The organism is Floridaenema flaviceps BLCC-F50, from assembly GCF_041929275.2.
In the GTDB taxonomy this organism is placed as follows: domain Bacteria; phylum Cyanobacteriota; class Cyanobacteriia; order Cyanobacteriales; family Aerosakkonemataceae; genus Floridanema; species Floridanema flaviceps.
The window spans coordinates 293,080-311,367 of sequence record NZ_JBHFNR020000001.1 but is presented as its reverse complement, the minus strand read 5'-3'; the positions used below and the strand labels follow the sequence as shown (position 1 = coordinate 311,367).

The following is an 18,288-nucleotide window of genomic DNA, read 5'->3' as shown; positions in this document are numbered from 1 at the left end:
ACTTTAACCCATGAACCAAGAAGAATATTTGAAAAAACTCTACTCAAATCGTTTTGATCCTCAACAAAGAAAAGCAAAAATTGCTTTGTGGAAAACTTTAACTGACGAGTTTTTACAAAAGTATATAGACCCGGAATCAGTTGTTTTAGATATAGGCGGAGGGTACTGTGAATTCATCAATCAAGTTAAGGCTAGAGAAAAATATCTTATAGATTTGAACCCAGATTCTCAACTATTTGCCGATACTAATGTAACAATATTTAACGTTAATGTTCTCAACATCCAGGAGCCAAAGGTACTGAAAAAACAGTATGATATAATTTTTGTTTCCAACTTTTTTGAACATTTAAACAGTAAAGAAGAGTTAATCAAGGTTTTATTGTTCTGTTTCAATCACCTAAATCCCGGAGGCTCTTTATTAATTATACAGCCAAACTTTAAGTACTCAGTTAAAGAATACTATGACTTTATCGATCACCAATTACCAATCACGCATCTTTCTCTCAAAGAAGTACTAGAAGCTATTGGTTTTAAAATTAAAGTTTTAATTCCCAAATTCTTGCCTTATTCAACAAAAGGTAGACCAAGTTCGCCCAAACTTTTGAGCTTGTATCTCAAGTTACCCTTTGCTTGGCAGTTTTTAGGTGGACAGATGTTTATTCAGGCATCAAAGCAGTTTTAGAGACGAAAGCGATAATAATTTAAGAGGCAAAGAAAGTGAGCAGAAGAGTTTTAATTACAGGAGGAGCAGGTTTTGTTGGTAGTTGTTTGGGATTAGGTTTAGCTGAACGCTATTCCGACTGGAAAATTATTGCTTTGGATAACTTAAAACGACGGGGTTCGGAGCTAAATTTGCCGAGATTGAAGCAGGCAGGAATTGAATTTATTCACGGCGATGTTAGAAATATAGAAGACCTCGATCCGATCGCACTAAAACCAGATTTAATTTTAGAATGTTCCGCAGAACCATCGGTATTAGCTGGATATAATTCTCCTGGTTATGTTCTCCAAACTAACTTGGTAGGAACTGTAAATTGTCTGGAATTAGCTAGACAAACTCAGGCAGATTTTATCTTTTTGTCTACGAGTCGAGTTTATCCGATCGCGCATCTGGGCACTTTAAAATATAAAGAAACAGAAACTCGTTTTCAACTGTTAGATGAGCAATCTTTACCAGGTGTATCGAGTCAAGGAATTTCCGAAGAATTTCCTTTAGATGGAGCTAGATCTCTCTATGGCGCAACCAAATTAGCTTCGGAATTGTTAATAGCTGAATATGCTGATGCTTATGGAATGAGAACTTTAATTAATCGCTGTGGCGTGCTGACAGGGCCTTGGCAAATGGGGAAAGTCGATCAAGGCGTATTTGCTTTATGGATGGCATTTCACTATTTTAAAAAGTCGCTTAAATATATCGGCTATAACGGTACAGGTAAGCAGGTAAGAGACTTTTTGCATATTGCAGATTTATTGGATTTAATAGATATCCAAATTCAAAGGTTTGAAGAATTAAAAGGGAAAACTTTTAATGTTGGTGGTGGGGTGGAAAATACACTTTCCCTCTATGAAACAACTCAGCTTTGCCAAAAAATTACTGGGTATGAGATACCGATAGCTCCAGTTTACGAAACGCGATCGGGCGATGTACCGATTTATATTACAGATTCTCGAAAAATTACAGAAACTACAGGATGGAAACCCAAAAGAAATGCTGAGAATACCTTAACTGAAATTTATGAATGGATTCATAAATATAAAGATGTAGTTAATAATGTTTTTTCGTAAACCTTTCAAAGGAATCACTGGAAATAAGATAACAATTAATTCTGTACAAGAAAATCGACCAGGTGATGTACCAATTTTTATTACAGATGCTCGTAAGGTTAGACAAGCTACTAAATGGATACCAAAAAGAAATGCTGAAACTACATTAACGGAAATTTATAGCTGGATTCATCAATTTAAAGAGCTAGTAAATAATATTCTTTTATAATCTGATTATTTGTAATATGTTCAGCCAAAGAAGTTACTCTTTCAAAAACTTTCTGCTTACAGTAGCTATACCTATTATTGCATTTTGGATATTGGTATTTTTGTTAGGTTATCCTTTACCAAGTTTAGACGATATTTTCTTTACAGGAGCAGCAATTAACTTATCTAAAGGAGGAGAATTTACTAACCCCTACTTAGAAGCATGGAATTCTGTATTGAGTAGCGGTAAATTCTACTATCAACCGCCTTTTTACTCCTATACTTTAGCTGGTTGGCTAAAAATCGCAGGTATTAATACAACGAGCTTACGCTTATTTCAGTATCTATGCTACGCTACATTCTCTTTATCTTCTGCGCTGCTACTAAGATTTTACGGTTTTCCCAGAATTACAGCTTTTTGCGTAACAGTTCTTTTTGCTTTATGGCATTGTAACCCCAACCCATTCTACAGTACAGGGTTTCGTCACGATGCTTTGGGAATGGCTTTTTTAGCATTAGGTTTATGGTTATTGGCACAGGATAATTGGTGGCGATACTTTCTGGGTTTTAGTTTTATTGGTAGTGCCGTTTTTACTTCACCTATTACCTCTGCTTACGGATTCTCCTTTGGTTTGGCTATCTTAGCAATCAACGTCATTTATCGAGGTGGCATAAATAAAATTGATAGTAAGTATATTCTACTGAGAACTTTAGCTCTGTTAGCAGCATCCGGGCTGGTTTTCACCCTCTTCTTGCTCTGTATCAATTTTGAATTGAAGACTTTTATATCAGACTTTGTTCTTACTGCTTCCTGGCGAAAAGCTGCAAATATCAACGGAATAATTATATTTTTTCAAATGATAAGTAGGGCGTTCGGAATTGTGCTGAACGTCCCGAGTTACCTTTTATTTTTGGCAATAACTGTAATACTTTTTAGGAAACGGCATTTAATTCCCATGTACCTAAAGATTTTATTTTTTGGGTTAACTATGGGGATGATTTTAAATATGTTTCTTTATGCTTTTGCATGGGGGTTTAATTTTTTCTTTTGTTGGGTGGGGATTGTCTGTATAGTTTCTCTGATAGGAAAATCAAAGTTAAGGCTATATGCAGTTATAGGCACATTTATTATTTATTTGTCCAGTCAGACTCTAAATATTATCTCTTTGGTTGGCAGAGAAGATGTACCAAAATCAAAATATGAAGAAATTAAAGAAGCTGTCTTAGCGAAACCAAACAGAAAATATGCTATAGATTCAGTATCAGCTAGGTTTGTATTTGACTATAATTTGCCAAAAAATTCTATTGATTGGCTATATATGAAACCAGCACCAGCTGGGATTCCAGATTCATTAAAAGATAAAAAGCCTGATGTAAGCTGGATAGTTTCTAGATCTAACTTATCGAAGTTTATTCCAGAAATGCAGCTAGATTATCCAAGAGTTAAATTTATGGGACAAAAATTCGATTCACTGCCCAAAAAGCCTTTTGATATTATTTTAATTCCCTAAGACTAACCCTCTTTTGTCACTCTCGCTAGAAAATTTTTGGGAGTTATTGATTTGTAAGGCTTTCCCCTGGCAACACCAATAATTATTGATAATCGCTAAAATCTAGACAGCGCAAGGCGAAAGTGTTTTTATCTGCCGAAAGTGACAAAAGAGGGCTAAGGAATGAACGCCCTAAAGGAGATATAATAAGATGTTTAATCTTACAAACTGCTGAGTAGTGAAGTAGTGAGTATGATCCCCATAATTTCTATTGTTTCTGGTCTTCCCCCTGCTATTGATGGCGTTGGAGATTATGCACTTAATTTAGCTCGGCAACTTCGGAAAGACTGCGCCATAGATACTCATTTTATTGTGGGTAATCCCAAATGGGTGGGAGCAGATGAAATAGAAGGATTTTCTGTTAGCAAGGTGAACGATCGCACTGTCTCCAACTTACTATCCCTACTAAACAAAAATTCTGCACCATCTACCATTCTTTTACACTACGTCTGCTACGGTTATGCCTTACGAGGCTGCCCTTTTTGGTTAATAAATGGCTTACAAAGGTGGCGAAATGCAAAAAGCGATCGTCTAGTAACTATGTTCCACGAAACTTATGCTTTTGGCCCACCTTGGACGAGTGCTTTTTGGTTATCACAGGTGCAAAAATATCTGTTAGCTCGTTTGGCGCAGATTAGCGATCGCGCTCTCACCAGCAAACAAGGTTATGGCAAAATAATCACTAAATTAAGCCGGGGAAAACAAACCCAAATCCCTGCCATACCAGTCTTTTCCACCATTGGAGAGCCAGAAAAATTGCCCCCACTTGCAGAACGTCCTCGACGGCTAGTAGTGTTTGGGGCAACACCTACTCGACGGCGAGTTTATCAAAAATCTTTAGCGGCTTTAGAGCGCACTTGCCAAGAACTATTAATTGAGGAAATATTGGATATCGGACCTGCTACCGGGCTGGAAATTTGCGAAATCAATGGAGTACCAGTTGTAGCTAAGGGCGAGATAGCCGCAGCAGAGATTAGTAAAATTTTGTCAAATTCTATAGTAGGTTTTTTTGATTATCATACCGAATTCTTGGCTAAATCAACTGTCTTTGCTGCTTATTGCGCTCATCGGCTAATTCCCGTAGGCACATTTTATACTAATGTTCAAGAGGATGGCTTGCAAGCCGGAAAACATTATTGGTTAGCCGATCTTGCCCAAGAAAGTCTGAGCTTAGCCGCCGGACAAGCGATCGCAGACAATGCCTACACTTGGTATCAAAACCATAATTTATCCTACCAAGCTAAAGTATTTGCTGCCCAATTAACAGATAAGTAACTAGTCAGTTATTAGCTTCTTTGCCATGAACAAAATCGTACTATTTACAAGTTTTGCTCCCAATATAGGTGGCGGAGCCGTCAATCTCAATAGCATAATTCCATATTTTAAGGAAGTGAAGGTGGAGTGGCTTTATTTACACGATCGAGACCTAAAAATTGCTGGTTGCACTCACATAGGAAAACCATTAACCGGAGGGAAAATATGGCAGGACCTCACCAATTCTCTATTCTTATGGTCGGGAATTAAAACTAAAAGTTCTGAAAAAATATTAACTAATATTTTAGATAAAAAAGCTGATGTTTATTGGATTGTAGGACTAAACGAAGCAATCCCGATCGCTGGCGAACTAGCCAGTAGAACCAGTACACCCATACATTTTACAATTCAGGATGATGTCCCTTATGGTGTATTTGCTAGATCTCGTCGTTATCAATGGCTTTCGGGAATAGCACAAAAGTGCTTGGCAGACGTAATGCGCCGCATCCGCAGCCTAGACGTAACAAGTGATGGAATGCGTGATTACTATCAAAAAACATTAGGTATAAATGGAGTTGTCATCCATCCTTATGTTCCTTCTTTGCCAACTTTTGAACCCATATCTTTAGATGCTAATAGTTTAACTGTTGGACATATCGGCACTATTTATTCTTTGCCGGAATTCCGTTTATTTTGTCAAGCATTACAGGAATATGCTAAATCAAAAGGATTAAATGCTCAGTTAATTACGATCGGCTTAGCTCGAAAATATGCAACCATTATTGAAGAGTTTCCCGAACTAATTTATGATATTCCTCAGTTAACAGAAGCGGAAGCAATTCAACATCTGTATAAGTGTAACTTTTTATATGCCATGTATCCTTTTAATCAAGCTTCAGCCATCTTCCGGCAGACAAGCTTACCAACTAAGTTAACCACATATATACAAGCGCAAAGACCTATATTTGCCCATACAATAGCAGATAGTTCTTTAGCTTCAGTTGTTAGAGAATATAATTTGGGGTTGCTCTGCGATCGCTTGGATATTTCTAACTTAACTAAAGCGATCGAACAGATGAGAAACTATGAATTAAGTTCCAACTGTTTTGAAAACGCTCGTGCCGCTTTGTATGGATATGATAATGTAACAAAGCTAGAAAAATGCCTGAAGCCAAGCCTATAATTTGAGAGGGCAAATTAGTGAAATTGCTAATTGGTTTAATAGTTATTTTCGCTATAGTATATCTTTCATTTCGCAACTGGAAAACGGCGATTAAAACCGTTTTATTACTTGTGGTGCTTGAGGGGGCACTACGAAAATGGTTTTTACCACAAGCAAGCGAATTGATTTATTTTTTGAAAGATTTAGTACTTTTGGGCGCTTATATTCGCTACTATGGAACATTACTGTTTCAAAGAAAGCTGGGCATTAAAAATCACTTTGTTAATGTAATGTGTTTCCTGGCAGCAGGATGGTGTATATTTCAAGCTTTCAATCCCAGTTTAGGTTCACCTATAGTTGGTTTATTTGGATTCAAAGCTTACTTTTTCTATGTACCATTAATGTGGATATTAGTAGATTTATTTGAATCAGAATCAGAGCTATATCAGTTTTTACGTTGGCAGCTTTTGTTAATAATTCCAGTAGGAATTTTAGGGGTAGTTCAATTCTTTAGTCCTCCCAGTAGCCCTATTAATGCCTATGCTCCGGGACTAGAAGCGATCGGAGGAGTAGCCACATTTTCCAAATTTGCTAGAATCACAAGCACTTTTGCCTACATCAACAATTACGCCTTATACCTAATAGTATGTTTTGGTTTATTGATACCTTTTCTTTCTCTTAACCAATCTCGTTTGTGGAGATTAGCCACTATAAGCGAAATTTTCCTGGTAGTTGTTAACCTAGCTATGACTGGTTCTCGGAACCCTGTGATTAGTTCAGTCTTGTTTTTATGCGGTTATTTAGCTGCTAATTTACTCACCTATCCCGGCAGAGCATTACGTTTTGTTGGGCGGTTATTGCCCATAGCTATTGTGGTTACTATAGTTGCCTTTATTTGGTTTCAACCAGCTATAGATGCCTTTTGGAATCGAGCTAGTTCTAATACTGACGTATCCCATCGCATTGAAAACTCTTTTACCGAAGCCTTTACGTTTTTTTCAGTATAAGGATATTGATGGCTATGGTACTGGAGCAACACATGGAGCAACTAAATCACTTCGCAACACTCTAGGTTTACCACCGGGAGAACCTATTGCTACAGGTTTTGAAGCAGAAATGGGCAGAATAGCTTTGGATTTAGGGCCGATAGGTTTTACTTTATGGTATGGTTTTCGGGTGAGTTTGATAATTGCCCTTTGGCTAGTTTTTTGGCAATTGCAAAGACCTTTTTTGAAGAATTTAGCACTCGCCGCTTGTCTAATTCAAGCTATTCAAATAATAGGACAGGTGGTAACTCTCCATACTTTCTCGGTTTATTATTGGTTTTTAAGTGGCTTTATATTCCTATTACCTGAATTAGAAAGAAAAGAAAACTTTTATCGACATTTACAACTGTTTAACCAAAATGCCCAATCCACGCATCTCCCTGATTCACCCAATGGGGAATCCGAACTCCCGTGAAGCTGCATTAGCTTTGGCAGAAGCAGGTTTATTATCGGAAATAATTACTACAATTGCCTACAATCCAAAAGGCTCTTTTTCCCATTACTTAAATTTCCTGCCAAGTTCAATTAAAAAACGAGTTGCTGATGAATTAGGAAGACGTACTTGGGTTGCTCCTGAAGGTGTTTTTTTGCGATCGCATCCGCAAAAAGAAGCACTCCGAATCGCTTTAGTCAGAACTGGATTACATAACCGTTTAGGCATTAGTTTACAACAAACAGTTGATTGGATTTATGCTTCGATCGATCGCCATGTTTCCCAGCATCACCTCCAAAATTTAAACGCCGTTTATGCTTACGAAGATGGCGCAGCTGCCACATTTCAAGCCGCTAAAAAACAGGGAATTTTTTGTTTTTACGATTTGCCAATTCTCTTCTATCGTGCCAGTCGCGATATTCAAACTGAGGAAGCTAATAACTTTCCCGAATTAACCTCAGCATTACAAGCAGCAAAAGAACCAGCTTGGAAAATTGAACGAAAAGAGCAAGAAATTCAGTTAGCAGACCACATTTTTGTCGCCTCTTCTTTTGTGAAAAATTCTGTGGTGGAAGCAGGAGTAAACCCAGCAAAAATTAGCGTGATTCCCTTTGGCGCTCCCATTGATTATTTCCAACCAAAACCCAAAACAGACAATCTATTTCGCGCTTTATTTGTTGGTAGAGTTAGTCCCCGAAAAGGCGTTCACTATCTATTCCAAGCATGGCAGAAATTGCAATTACCAGAAGCCGAATTACTGCTAGTAGGATTGAATGAATTTCCCGAAAATTATTTGCAACAATACCAGGAAAAAGTTCGCTTTGTTCCCTCTGTTCCCCACGCTTCTTTAAATAACTATTACAGCAGTGCGAATGTTTTTGTTTTGCCAACTTTGGTGGAAGGAATGCCTTTAGTAGTTTTAGAAGCAATGGCTTGCGGTATTCCCATTATTACTACCCCCAACTCTGGTGTTGGTGATATCATCACTAATGGGATTGAAGGCTTTATTATCCCGATTCGCGATGTAGAAGCACTTCAAGAAAAACTCGAATGGTGTTATTCTCATCCTTTAGAATTAGCAGAAATGGGAAAAGCTGCTCGACAAAGAGCCGAACAATTAACTTGGAGTTTATATAGGCAAAAATTGGCAAATCGGGTGAAAGAAATTTTGAATTAGGGTACAAATAAACCATTAGTGTAGATAGGTAATTCATCAGGAATATAAAGTTTGCCGTTTGATTTAAACAGGTAACACTTATAGCCAAAATTAGCTAAATATTCTCTAATTCGCTGACCATTTTCTTTCATTAATTCAGCATAAATAACGCGAATTCGCTTTTGTTTAATTAATTCTTTTGCTCCTTCTAAAGCGGGAATTTCGTAACCTTCTACATCTAGTTTCCATAGATCGACTTTTTCGATCGCCCTCTTCTCCAATTCATCTGCCAATCTCACAATTTGTATTGGTTCGCCTTCGGTTTCTGATACTTCACACCAATAACCATGAATATATTCTGGCCCATGAGTACGAAGTTTCAATTGTGTGGTAGTTGCACCTAAACCGCAACGAATCAATTCTACTGGTAATGTAGAATTAACCGCTAAACATTCTGCTAGCCAGTCTGCTTGCTCTTTTCCCGGTTCAAATGCTAATACTTTGCCTTGTGGTACAAACTGAGACAGGTATAGTAGTATTTGACCAATGTTTGCACCCGAATCTACAATGACACCATCTGGAGGTAAAAACTCTCTAGCCCAGTTAATAAACTCTGGCCCTTCGTATTTACCATACACGATCCAGCGATGAACGGGGTTTGCTAGATCCAATTTCCAGGGAATACCAGCGGCGGTTTGTACCCAGCAAATTCTTTGATTGACGATCGCTTTTCCGAAAATTCGATCGCATATTCCCAATTTGTAAGGAAAGTCGAAGGGTTGCAACCAAGGTAAACCAAAAGGAAGAGAAATAGTATCCATAAATTTACTTTAATGCCGACTTCTAAGATAATATCAACTTTTAATAAAACTATGCTTTCTCAAAAATCGCTGCTTCATCTTTGGATTCCTAATATGTTTCAATTTACCGGGGGAATTCAAACTTATTCAGCTTTTTTTCTGGAAGCATTACAAAGTTTATACCCAAACATAGATTATCATGTTTTCCTGAAACATGATACTTTTGCATCAAGCGATTTTCCCTTTTTACCTGATACCAAATTTCACTTTGCCGGAACTGTACACCCCAAGTTTAAAACACTATTTTTTGCTACTAAAATAGCTGGATATGGACTTTGGCAAAGACCTAATTTGATCGTATCTACTCATCTAAATTTTACCATTGCTGCCTATTGGTTAAAACGGATGGCGAATATTCCCTATTGGGCAGTTGCTCATGGTGTTGATGCTTGGAATATCGATCGCCCCGCCCTAAAAACTGCACTGCAAAATGCCGATAAAATTATTTCTGTTAGCGGTTATACGCGCGATCGCCTACTCGCAGAACAAAACCTAGATCCAAGTAAAGTTGTCCTTTTACCCAATACTTTTGATGCCAGTCGTTTTCAAATTAGTCCTAAACCAGAATACTTATTAAAACGTTATGGATTAACAACTAATAATTCGATTATCCTAACAGTGGCTAGGCTCGATCGTAGCGAACAATATAAAGGATACGATCAAATTATTCAAGCATTACCAGAAATTCGGCGTTATCTTCCCAATGTTCATTATATTTTAGGGGGAAAAGGAAGCGATCGCTCCCGAATTATGCAATTAATTTCTCAGCTAAATTTACAAAATTGTGTAACTTTAGCAGGGTTTATTCCTGACAATGAACTTAACGATCATTACAATCTTTGTGATGTCTTCGCCATGCCAAGCAAAGGCGAGGGATTTGGCATTGTTTATTTAGAAGCTTTAGCTTGTGGTAAACCAACTTTAGCAGGTTCTAAAGATGGTGCTGTTGATGCTCTTTGTCATGGCGAATTAGGTGCTTTAGTAGACCCTGATAACATAGCAGAAATTATCCAAACTTTGATTAAAATATTGCAAGGTACTTATCCCCATGCAATTATGTATCAGCCAGAAACATTACGCCAAAAAGTTAAAGAAATTTATGGCTTCGATCGCTTTAAACAAAGCTTACAAGAAATTATGCAAACGGAGTTGGTGAAATGAAAGTTTTGCACGTTATTCCCTCAATTAGTCCAACTCTTGGTGGCCCAACACAAGTAGTTTTAAACTTAGTAAAAGCTTTGCGAGAATGTAAAATTGAAGCTGAAATAGTTACTACTAATGATAATGTAGATGTGCCATTATATGAATGTACTGAATATGAACAAGTTCCGGTGTGGTTTTTGCCTAAATCTTCTCTATCCTTAAAAGAGTATTTCTTTTCTCCCGCTATTACTAAATGGTTATGGCAAAATATCCGAAATTATGACATTTTAGATAATCATTATCTTTTTTCTTACGCTTCCACTTGTGCTGGTGCGATCGCACGTTGGCAAAACATTCCCTACACAGTTCGCACAATGGGACAACTTGCACCTTGGGCACTCGCGCAAAGTCAGCGCAAAAAACAAATATATAGCTTACTTATTGAACGGCATAATTTGAATCGTGCAGCGGCTATTCATTGCACTTCCGAAGGAGAAGCTGAAGATGTCCGAAATTTTGGCATAAAAACCCCTACCGTTACTCTACCTTTAGGAGTAAATCAACCAGAAACTCTGCCAGATGCTAAACAAAAAATCCGCGAAATTTATCAAATTTCTCCTACAACTCCCATAGTATTATTTCTCTCTCGATTACATTACAAAAAACGTCCAGATTTATTAATCCGTTCCCTGAGCAAATTAGCATTAAATCAAACTAAATTTCACTTAATTTTAGCAGGTACAGGAGAGCCTGAATACCTGCAATATTTGCAAAATTTAGTATTAGATAGCGGGTTAACTGCTCAAACTACCTTTTCTGGTTTTGTCACAGGAAAAGATAAAGATTTACTCTTGCAAGGATCGGATATATTTGTATTGCCATCTTTTTCGGAAAATTTTGGCATTGCGGTAGCAGAAGCGTTAGCAAATGGATTACCTGCGATCGTTACCCCAGATATTCAAATTGCGCCGGAAATTTCCAGGGCTAATGCTGGGTTAATTGTACCAGGAGAAGAAGCCGCAGTAGCAAATGCGATCGCTCAACTACTCTCAACTCCAGAACAGCGTTACCAATTAGCGGAAAATGGCAAAAAATTAGTCAAAGAGCGTTATTCTTGGAATGCGATCGCTTGTCAACTTACCGAAGTTTATCGCACCATTATTGAAAAACAAACACTTCCCAACAATATCAATTTCTCTTAAGCACAAAATGACCTACTCTCAACGTTTATTACAACAAGGAAATCCCTTAACTCGACTAGCACATCGCTCTCGATTTAGTGCAGTTTTAAATCTCTTGGGTAATACCAAATATCAGCAAGCGATCGACTATGGTTGTGGTGATGGTTGGTTACTAAAAACAGCTTACGAACAAGGCATAATCTCATCAGGAATTGGTATAGATGTAGCAGATTATATGCTAGAAGCCTGTCAAGAAATGTTTACAGAAACACCAGGATTTAAATTCTGTAAACCTGAAGAATTATCTAAAGTAATAACGCCTCAAAGTTGCGACCTAATTTTTTGTACAGAAACCTTAGAACATATTGGCAATCCTGAAAAGGCTTTAGCACAAATTTTAACCTATAGCCAACCAGGAGCCACAATGATTATCTCCGTTCCCATTGAAATTGGGCCATCACTTTTCTTAAAACAAATCGGACGTTATTTTGCCAATCTCAAAGGCAATTATGGTTACGAAAAATACACCTTAAGAGAGATAGTATCTGCCGCTATTATGTGGGATGTGGAAAGTTTTCCCTCATCCCATTCCTTAAAAAATGATTACACTGCTCATAAAGGGTTTGATTACCGTAAAATAGAGAAATTGCTGAGTGAAAAAGTGAAAATTCAGCAGCGAAAATTTTCGCCTTTTCCTTGGGGTAGCAATCTACTTAATAGCACGGTAATTTGGGTATGTAGAGTTGAAAATACCTAAAAGCGGTATGTTGTTGCGCTTTAGCGCTCTTAGACGGTATGTTGTTGCGCTTTAGCGCTCTTAGACTAATTAAATTAGCGGTATGTTGTTGCGCTTTAGCGCTCTTAGACTAATTAAATTAGCAATCATTAGCTTTTTAGTGGTGCTAATTAGTGTTATTCCGGTGCGAATAGCGATCGCCAAAATCCAAGCACCTCAGCCACAAGCCATATTAACTCTGGGTAGCTGGCTCGATCGAGAATACTTTACCGCCCAATTTGCCACCCAACATCCTAACTTAGAAATTTGGGTTTCTTCCGGTACAGGCCCCCAATTTGCCAGCCCAATTTTTCGCGCCTTTGGCATCCCAGACAGCAGAGTGCATCTAGACTACCGCGCAGTTGATACCGTCACCAACTTTACAACTTTAATCGACGACTTTAAAAGTCGAAAAATTCAACATCTTTACCTGATCACCTCTGAATATCACATAACCAGGGCAAAAGCAATTGCTATCGTAATTCTAGGTAGTCAAGGTATTATATTTACTCCCATAACTGTTCCTTCCCATGAACCATCCGAATCTTGGCTTCGTATCTTACGTGACATTTTTCGTTCCTTACTCTGGATTTTTACAGGACGTACAGGAGCCAGCCTTAACTCTCACTTTTAAGCAAGATTTTAAATTTAATAATTGGTTAAAAAGCAGGAGTAAATAATTATTTCCCCTATTTCCAGGATTTTCAACTTTTTACTTTTGACAAATGACAATTAAAACTTGAGGCTAGAACTTGACACTCTCCCGGAGGTTTTTAGATGAAAATACCTGCAAAGTACTGGATACCTGGTTCTGTACTTGCTGTTTTTATTGGACTCGAAGTAATACTCAGAGTAGCATTTGGATTAGGAAACCCGGTATTAGTACAAGCAGACTCTTTTACTGGTTATCGGTTTAAACCAAATCAAAAATTATTTCGATTAGGTAAAAAAATTCAGTACAATCAGTACTCGCAACGCTCCGAACCAATTACACTAAAAAAGACACCCGGACAACTGAGAATATTAATGATTGGTGACTCAGTTCTCAATGGTGGCAATCCTACTGACCAAAGTCAAACTATTACCGAACTATTTGAAGCAAAACTATCTGCATCTGGACATCCAGCAGAAGTATTAAATGCTTCAGCTGGTTCTTGGGGAATTGGCAACGAATTGGGGTATCTACGAAAATTTGGTACTTTTAACGCCGACGCAGTAATTCTACAAATCGGTACTCATGACCTTACACAGCCTACCAGTACCAGCGCAGTTGTTGGGCATCATCCAGCTTTTCCCACCCACCCACCATTACTGGCAACCCAGGATACTTGGAATCGCTATATTTGGCCCCAAGTAGCTGGTAAATTAGGCTACAACTTAGCAAACGGCGATTTTGCATCATCTCCCATATCTCTCACCCCAGGTCAGCAATTTAAGCAAAATATGCAGCAATTTAAAGAGATCGTTACTCTGGTTCGTAATCAAAAGATACCTGTTTTTGTCTTATTCACACCAAATCGTTACGATTTACTACCAAAAGCCAATGTACCAAAATACAAAACAGAGTTTTTTCGGTTCCTCAAATATTTACAGGTTCCTGTCATTGACACTCACACCAATTGGTCAACCTTGTCACCAACGGAAGTAGCAACTTACTTTCGGGATGAGGTGCATCTTACTATACAAGGTAATCAAGCCGTAGCGCACAGCCTCTTTGGTCAACTTTGTTTCCAGCGCCAGTTAAAAGCCTGCTCCAGTCCACAGCCTCCTCTTGGTTCTCCAACTAGACAAAATCAAAAACTACGCAGTTGAAGAAACATTGATAAAGTGGCTCGATCGCTAAATTCAGTGGTAAATGTATTAAAGCGCTCTCCTCACACAAAAAATTTATACTCTTTCGTCGCCTAATTTATGGAATAAGGAGAAAGGTTTTGTAGAGTTAATAGGTGTAATGGGTAACTTGGGCTCTTCCGTAGACAAGAACAGGTTACTTAAGTAAAAGCTGCCTTTCCACTAATTTACTATGTAAAAATTAAACACTATCAGGAAAGAGGTGGCGGAAAATTAGTCTCGAATTTTGTTTTCACAAACACCTTTAGGGCATCATCAATGGAAACTATCCAAGGGAAAGGGAAATTGCAGAGATTCTTCACTCCACAGCCAAGTGACATTAAGGAAGAAGATACAGCCAAACAGCAACTCCCAGTCAGACTGTCTATTATTACTCAGTTTTATCCGCCAGACTATGCTCCCACCGGGCAACTTATTGAGGAGTTATCCACACAGTTACGGCATCAAGGTTTACACATACACATTTTTACAGGTCAACCAGGTTATGCTTTCAAAAAAGAATCAGCACCTTCTATTGAAAAAAGAGATCATCTTTTAATTAGGCGATCGCGCACCGCCAGACTTTGGCCCCAAAGAATTCGCGGCAAAGCTGTCAATGGTTTATTATTCTGTTTACGTTCCGCCTTCCATTTACTCAAAACCTGTTGGCGTGGCGATATTCTTCTCCTGACTACAGCACCTCCCTTTTTACCAATTTTGGGTTACTTAGCTAATCTTTGTTTTGGTTTACCTTACGTATGCTTACTTTACGACTTGTATCCCGATGTAGCAGTAGAGTTAAAAGTTGTTCCCGGACACCATTGGCTAGTTAAATTATGGAATTTCATTAATAGAGAAGTTTGGAAAAATGCTAAGGGAATCATTGTTCTTAGTTCCACAATGAAAGAACGCATTGTCGCCAAATGTCCAGAGATAGCCGACAAGATTACCGTAATTCACAGTTGGGCTAATCCTGATTTAATTGTTCCCTTAGCTAAAAAAGATAATTGGTTTGCTCACAAATATAACTTGGTAGAAAAATTCACCGTTCTCTATTCTGGTAATATGGGTCGCTGTCATGATATGGAAACGATCATGGAAGCTGCTAAACAATTACAAGATCAACCCATTCAGTTTGTCTTTATTGGTGATGGTGCTAAACGCAAATTTTGTGAGGAACAAGTAGCTGCTTTAGGATTAAATAATTGTTTATTTTTGCCCTACCAAGATAAACAATATCTTCCCTATTCTTTGACGGCTTGTGATTTATCTTTAGTGAGCGTCAGTCAAGGCATGGAAGGATTAGTTGCTCCGAGCAAACTTTACGGTATTTTAGCAGCTGGTCGTCCTGTAGCGGTAGTTTGTGAGGAGCATTCCTACCTTTGCAATCTAGTAAAAGAAGCTAAATGTGGTCAAACTTTTCGCAACGGTGATGCCACTAAATTAGCTGAGTTTATTAGTCATTTAGCTACTAACAAACAGTTAGTCAATCAAATGGGTAAAGCTGGTCGTCGTTACTTTCAGTCCCACTTTACACTAGAAATTATTGCTAAGGAATATTCACAAGTGTTCTATAAAGCCTTAGTGACAGATCAGAAAATCGATCGCTCAATATGGATGAAACAAGTACATTAATTAGTTTAATTAATTAATACTTACTCATCTTCAGGATTGAGTTGCATCATTTCATAAGTTGTATAAGTTCCAATGGGACTCCAAATTATATATGGAACTAGCAACAAACTTGCCCAAGGAGAAACAGACCAGACTGTTAGAGCTAAAATAACCCCTAAAATCGAACCAACAGCGCCAACAATGGTGCCAGCTTTTAAACTATGGAGCCTTAACATTACTGGGTTATAAGCTACGATCGCAATTTCCACTAACAGGTAAAAACCCATTAACCACCATGTTTTTTGGCTCCCTGGATCTGTTTCCCAAACAATATAAGCTGACCAAGCTCCACAAATAAAAACAATCGTCCAAATAATCGGAATAGCAGCTTCAAAAGTTAGCCATCTGGGACGCTGCAACCGTTTAAACCACTTCACATCTTTGGGCAAAATTATATTACTACCTAACGCGACTAATAATGTCACTGCCCCAATTACCATCCAGGATTTAATCATTACTTTAATACAGCTTTTACAAATAGTTTCCTTAGTGATTGTGTCAGTTTTTTTAAATAAGTTTAATCAATCTTTGGTAATAAGATTTTGTGCATCTATCTTAGGGTTGAGGTTGGGCAATCAATTTTTTTACTTAAATAAATGTTATAATATTAGCAATTTGTAAAAATTAAATAAATTTTGCCATAAATAGAAATATGACCATTATATCAAACGGACGAGCGGAAATTATTCGCACCGAACGCGGACTGACAATTGCAGGTACGCGCATAACTCTTTACGACATAATGGATCATCTCAAAGCAGGATGGACACCTAAACAAATTCAGAACTGGCTTCCTTTGAGTGATGAACAAATTAATGTAGCATTATCTTACATAGATACTCATCATCAAGAAGTGGAAGCTGAGTATCAAACAGTCTTGCAAATTGCTGCGGAAAATCAGAAATATTGGGAAGAAAAAAATCGCGATCGCTTTGCCTATATCGCAAATCTACCTCCGCAAACTGGCAAGGAAGAAATTTATGCTAAACTCCAAGCTTGGAAAACTAAACTTGGATTAGCTGAATGAAGATTTTAGTTGACCATAATTTAGAGGGTTATGTAGTTTTAATAGCCGGAGTTTTAGCTAAGGGAGGATGGCTGGAATTAATATCAATTCGCTTCGTAATGTTTGCAGAGGTTGGCTTGGCAACTAACAGCAGCGATCGAATAGTGTGGCAAGTAGCTCAAGATCAGCAAATGATTCTTTTAACAGCAAATCGAAGCATGAAAGGCGTAGGTTCTCTAGAAGAAACCATCCGTCAAGAAAACACACCTACATCACTACCTGTACTTACTATTGGGAATGTTGCTCGGTTAGTAGAACCTGAATATCGTGAGCAATGTAGCCTTCGGTTGTTTGACATAGTTCTTAATACCGATAATTTTAGGGGTGTTGGTCGTTTGTTCATTCCCTAAATTAACTATTAACTACGATAAGGCGATCTATCTTTTTTAAACCGCAAAGAACGCAAAGAATGCAAAGGAAAGAAAGGGGCGATATGCTTACGGCAGGCTAGACCAACGCACTTCATAAAATTTCTATTTTGCTCTACCTATTCGTTCTTTTGCTTTATCATAAGCAGGATCGTGTTCGGCAAAGCTTACCACATAAACTCGTTTAGGCGCTGGCGATTCATAAACGCGATAAACTAACCTATATGAAATGCCATTCCAATCGATTTCCAGAGTACGATAATTTTTTAAGCGTCCTTCTAAAGCATGGTTAGGAAAACCACCACAACGGAAAGGATCAACCATTAGGATAGGCTTGTATATCTCAGAGAAATCCTCTTGTAACTCCATTGGCAAAGCTGGTAAATCTTCGCTGTCAATCTTCGGGTGTTTCTGGAAAAGATAATTCGATTTGGTAGCCACGTTCTTTCAATCGCTTATTTATTAGATTTACGTCAATTTCTTCCCCGATTTCTCCCTCTATAATTATTCCATTTTTCAACATCTCTTGTTCTTCTTGCGTAAATTCCTGATTTTCTTTTGGGTTACTGCCTATACTTTTAGGCCAAGCTTCATCAGGTATTTGGAGTCCTACTTCTGAAACTCGGTGAATGCGGCGCAATAAGTCTTGGTGCGCTTTGCGATCGCTCGGTGCTACCTCAATTTCCATTTCCAAACTTTTGACTAAGTATTCTAAGTCTTTAAGCACAGTTTCTAGGGGATGCTGTGTGATTTTTTCTGTCTCTAGGGTGGTGTTCTCTGACATGGCTTTATTATTGCTGCTGTTCAACTACCTTTAAT

General features: G+C 38.0%; 21 protein-coding genes. 17 read left to right on the top strand and 4 right to left on the bottom strand.

What is annotated here, in order from left to right; all coding sequences use genetic code 11:
- Positions 1–10 precede the first annotated feature (10 nt).
- The 9 genes from ACE1CI_RS01535 (at position 11) to ACE1CI_RS01495 (ending at position 8,593) form a co-directional block, all read left to right on the top strand.
- The gene (locus tag ACE1CI_RS01535) at positions 11–682 is read left to right on the top strand and encodes a class I SAM-dependent methyltransferase (protein WP_413267767.1); all 672 of its coding nucleotides are present in this window, start codon (positions 11–13) and stop codon (positions 680–682) included.
- Positions 683–717: 35 nt separating this feature from the next.
- Complete coding sequence (locus tag ACE1CI_RS01530; protein ID WP_413267768.1) at positions 718–1,785, top strand: NAD-dependent epimerase/dehydratase family protein; 1,068 nt, start codon at positions 718–720, stop codon at positions 1,783–1,785.
- Positions 1,772–1,993 (top strand): hypothetical protein, encoded by a 222-nt coding sequence (locus ACE1CI_RS01525; protein ID WP_413267769.1) that lies wholly within the window; start codon positions 1,772–1,774, stop codon positions 1,991–1,993. The genes ACE1CI_RS01530 and ACE1CI_RS01525 overlap by 14 nt, the downstream gene beginning before the upstream one ends.
- A 16-nt stretch (positions 1,994–2,009) precedes the next feature.
- The gene (locus ACE1CI_RS01520) at positions 2,010–3,482 is read left to right on the top strand and encodes an ArnT family glycosyltransferase (RefSeq protein ID WP_413267770.1); all 1,473 of its coding nucleotides are present in this window, start codon (positions 2,010–2,012) and stop codon (positions 3,480–3,482) included.
- A 231-nt stretch (positions 3,483–3,713) separates the two neighbouring features.
- Positions 3,714–4,796 (top strand): hypothetical protein, encoded by a 1,083-nt coding sequence (locus ACE1CI_RS01515; RefSeq protein WP_413267771.1) that lies wholly within the window; start codon positions 3,714–3,716, stop codon positions 4,794–4,796.
- Positions 4,797–4,821: 25 nt separating this feature from the next.
- Positions 4,822–5,958: a glycosyltransferase family protein gene (locus ACE1CI_RS01510; protein WP_413267772.1), complete on the top strand. Its 1,137-nt coding sequence runs from the start codon at positions 4,822–4,824 to the stop codon at positions 5,956–5,958.
- Between the two features lie 17 nt (positions 5,959–5,975).
- The gene (locus ACE1CI_RS01505) at positions 5,976–6,944 is read left to right on the top strand and encodes a hypothetical protein (protein WP_496615186.1); all 969 of its coding nucleotides are present in this window, start codon (positions 5,976–5,978) and stop codon (positions 6,942–6,944) included.
- Positions 6,901–7,398, top strand: coding sequence for a hypothetical protein (locus ACE1CI_RS01500; protein WP_496615185.1), 498 nt, complete (start codon positions 6,901–6,903; stop codon positions 7,396–7,398). Before ACE1CI_RS01505 ends, ACE1CI_RS01500 begins: the two co-directional genes overlap by 44 nt.
- Positions 7,343–8,593 (top strand): glycosyltransferase family 4 protein, encoded by a 1,251-nt coding sequence (locus ACE1CI_RS01495; RefSeq protein WP_413267774.1) that lies wholly within the window; start codon positions 7,343–7,345, stop codon positions 8,591–8,593. The genes ACE1CI_RS01500 and ACE1CI_RS01495 overlap by 56 nt, the downstream gene beginning before the upstream one ends.
- On the opposite strand, the gene ACE1CI_RS01490 is transcribed toward ACE1CI_RS01495, so the two are convergent.
- Positions 8,590–9,393 (bottom strand): FkbM family methyltransferase, encoded by an 804-nt coding sequence (locus ACE1CI_RS01490; protein WP_413267775.1) that lies wholly within the window; start codon positions 9,391–9,393, stop codon positions 8,590–8,592. The two genes, ACE1CI_RS01495 and ACE1CI_RS01490, sit on opposite strands and share 4 nt — an antisense overlap.
- A 51-nt stretch (positions 9,394–9,444) precedes the next feature.
- Between ACE1CI_RS01490 and ACE1CI_RS01485 the strand changes: the two genes are divergently transcribed.
- The 6 genes from ACE1CI_RS01485 to ACE1CI_RS01460 all read left to right on the top strand — a co-directional run bounded on the left by ACE1CI_RS01485 (position 9,445) and on the right by ACE1CI_RS01460 (position 15,996).
- Positions 9,445–10,593 (top strand): glycosyltransferase, encoded by a 1,149-nt coding sequence (locus ACE1CI_RS01485; RefSeq protein WP_413267776.1) that lies wholly within the window; start codon positions 9,445–9,447, stop codon positions 10,591–10,593.
- Positions 10,590–11,777 (top strand): glycosyltransferase, encoded by a 1,188-nt coding sequence (locus ACE1CI_RS01480; RefSeq protein ID WP_413267777.1) that lies wholly within the window; start codon positions 10,590–10,592, stop codon positions 11,775–11,777. The genes ACE1CI_RS01485 and ACE1CI_RS01480 overlap by 4 nt, the downstream gene beginning before the upstream one ends.
- Before the next feature lie 7 nt (positions 11,778–11,784).
- Positions 11,785–12,513, top strand: a complete 729-nt coding sequence (locus ACE1CI_RS01475) for a class I SAM-dependent methyltransferase (RefSeq protein ID WP_413267778.1) — start codon at positions 11,785–11,787, stop codon at positions 12,511–12,513.
- 82 nt (positions 12,514–12,595) lie between these two features.
- Positions 12,596–13,165 carry a YdcF family protein gene (locus ACE1CI_RS01470; protein ID WP_459564155.1) on the top strand — a complete coding sequence of 190 codons (570 nt, stop codon included), beginning with the start codon at positions 12,596–12,598 and terminating at the stop codon, positions 13,163–13,165.
- A gap of 143 nt (positions 13,166–13,308) precedes the next feature.
- Positions 13,309–14,343, top strand: coding sequence for an SGNH/GDSL hydrolase family protein (locus ACE1CI_RS01465; RefSeq protein WP_413267780.1), 1,035 nt, complete (start codon positions 13,309–13,311; stop codon positions 14,341–14,343).
- A 297-nt stretch (positions 14,344–14,640) separates the two neighbouring features.
- Positions 14,641–15,996: a glycosyltransferase family 4 protein gene (locus ACE1CI_RS01460; RefSeq protein ID WP_413267781.1), complete on the top strand. Its 1,356-nt coding sequence runs from the start codon at positions 14,641–14,643 to the stop codon at positions 15,994–15,996.
- A 20-nt stretch (positions 15,997–16,016) separates the two neighbouring features.
- Here the strand turns inward: ACE1CI_RS01460 and ACE1CI_RS01455 are convergent, their stop codons facing one another.
- On the bottom strand, positions 16,017–16,490 hold the full coding sequence (locus ACE1CI_RS01455) for a TspO/MBR family protein (RefSeq protein ID WP_413267782.1): 474 nt from the start codon (positions 16,488–16,490) through the stop codon (positions 16,017–16,019).
- A 197-nt stretch (positions 16,491–16,687) separates the two neighbouring features.
- Here ACE1CI_RS01455 and ACE1CI_RS01450 point away from each other — a divergent pair, with 197 nt between their 5' ends.
- Together ACE1CI_RS01450 and ACE1CI_RS01445 are read left to right on the top strand one after the other, a co-directional pair.
- Entirely contained in the window at positions 16,688–17,062 is a 375-nt protein-coding gene (locus ACE1CI_RS01450; RefSeq protein WP_413267783.1) for a DUF433 domain-containing protein, read from the top strand.
- A complete protein-coding gene (locus tag ACE1CI_RS01445) occupies positions 17,059–17,451 on the top strand; it encodes a DUF5615 family PIN-like protein (RefSeq protein ID WP_413267784.1) in 393 nt (130 codons plus the stop codon). The genes ACE1CI_RS01450 and ACE1CI_RS01445 overlap by 4 nt, the downstream gene beginning before the upstream one ends.
- A gap of 123 nt (positions 17,452–17,574) precedes the next feature.
- On the opposite strand, the gene ACE1CI_RS01440 is transcribed toward ACE1CI_RS01445, so the two are convergent.
- Both ACE1CI_RS01440 and ACE1CI_RS01435 read right to left on the bottom strand, forming a co-directional pair.
- Positions 17,575–17,793 (bottom strand): hypothetical protein, encoded by a 219-nt coding sequence (locus ACE1CI_RS01440; protein ID WP_496615184.1) that lies wholly within the window; start codon positions 17,791–17,793, stop codon positions 17,575–17,577.
- Between the two features lie 70 nt (positions 17,794–17,863).
- The gene (locus tag ACE1CI_RS01435) at positions 17,864–18,253 is read right to left on the bottom strand and encodes a hypothetical protein (protein WP_413267786.1); all 390 of its coding nucleotides are present in this window, start codon (positions 18,251–18,253) and stop codon (positions 17,864–17,866) included.
- Between the last annotated feature and the right edge of the window lie 35 nt (positions 18,254–18,288).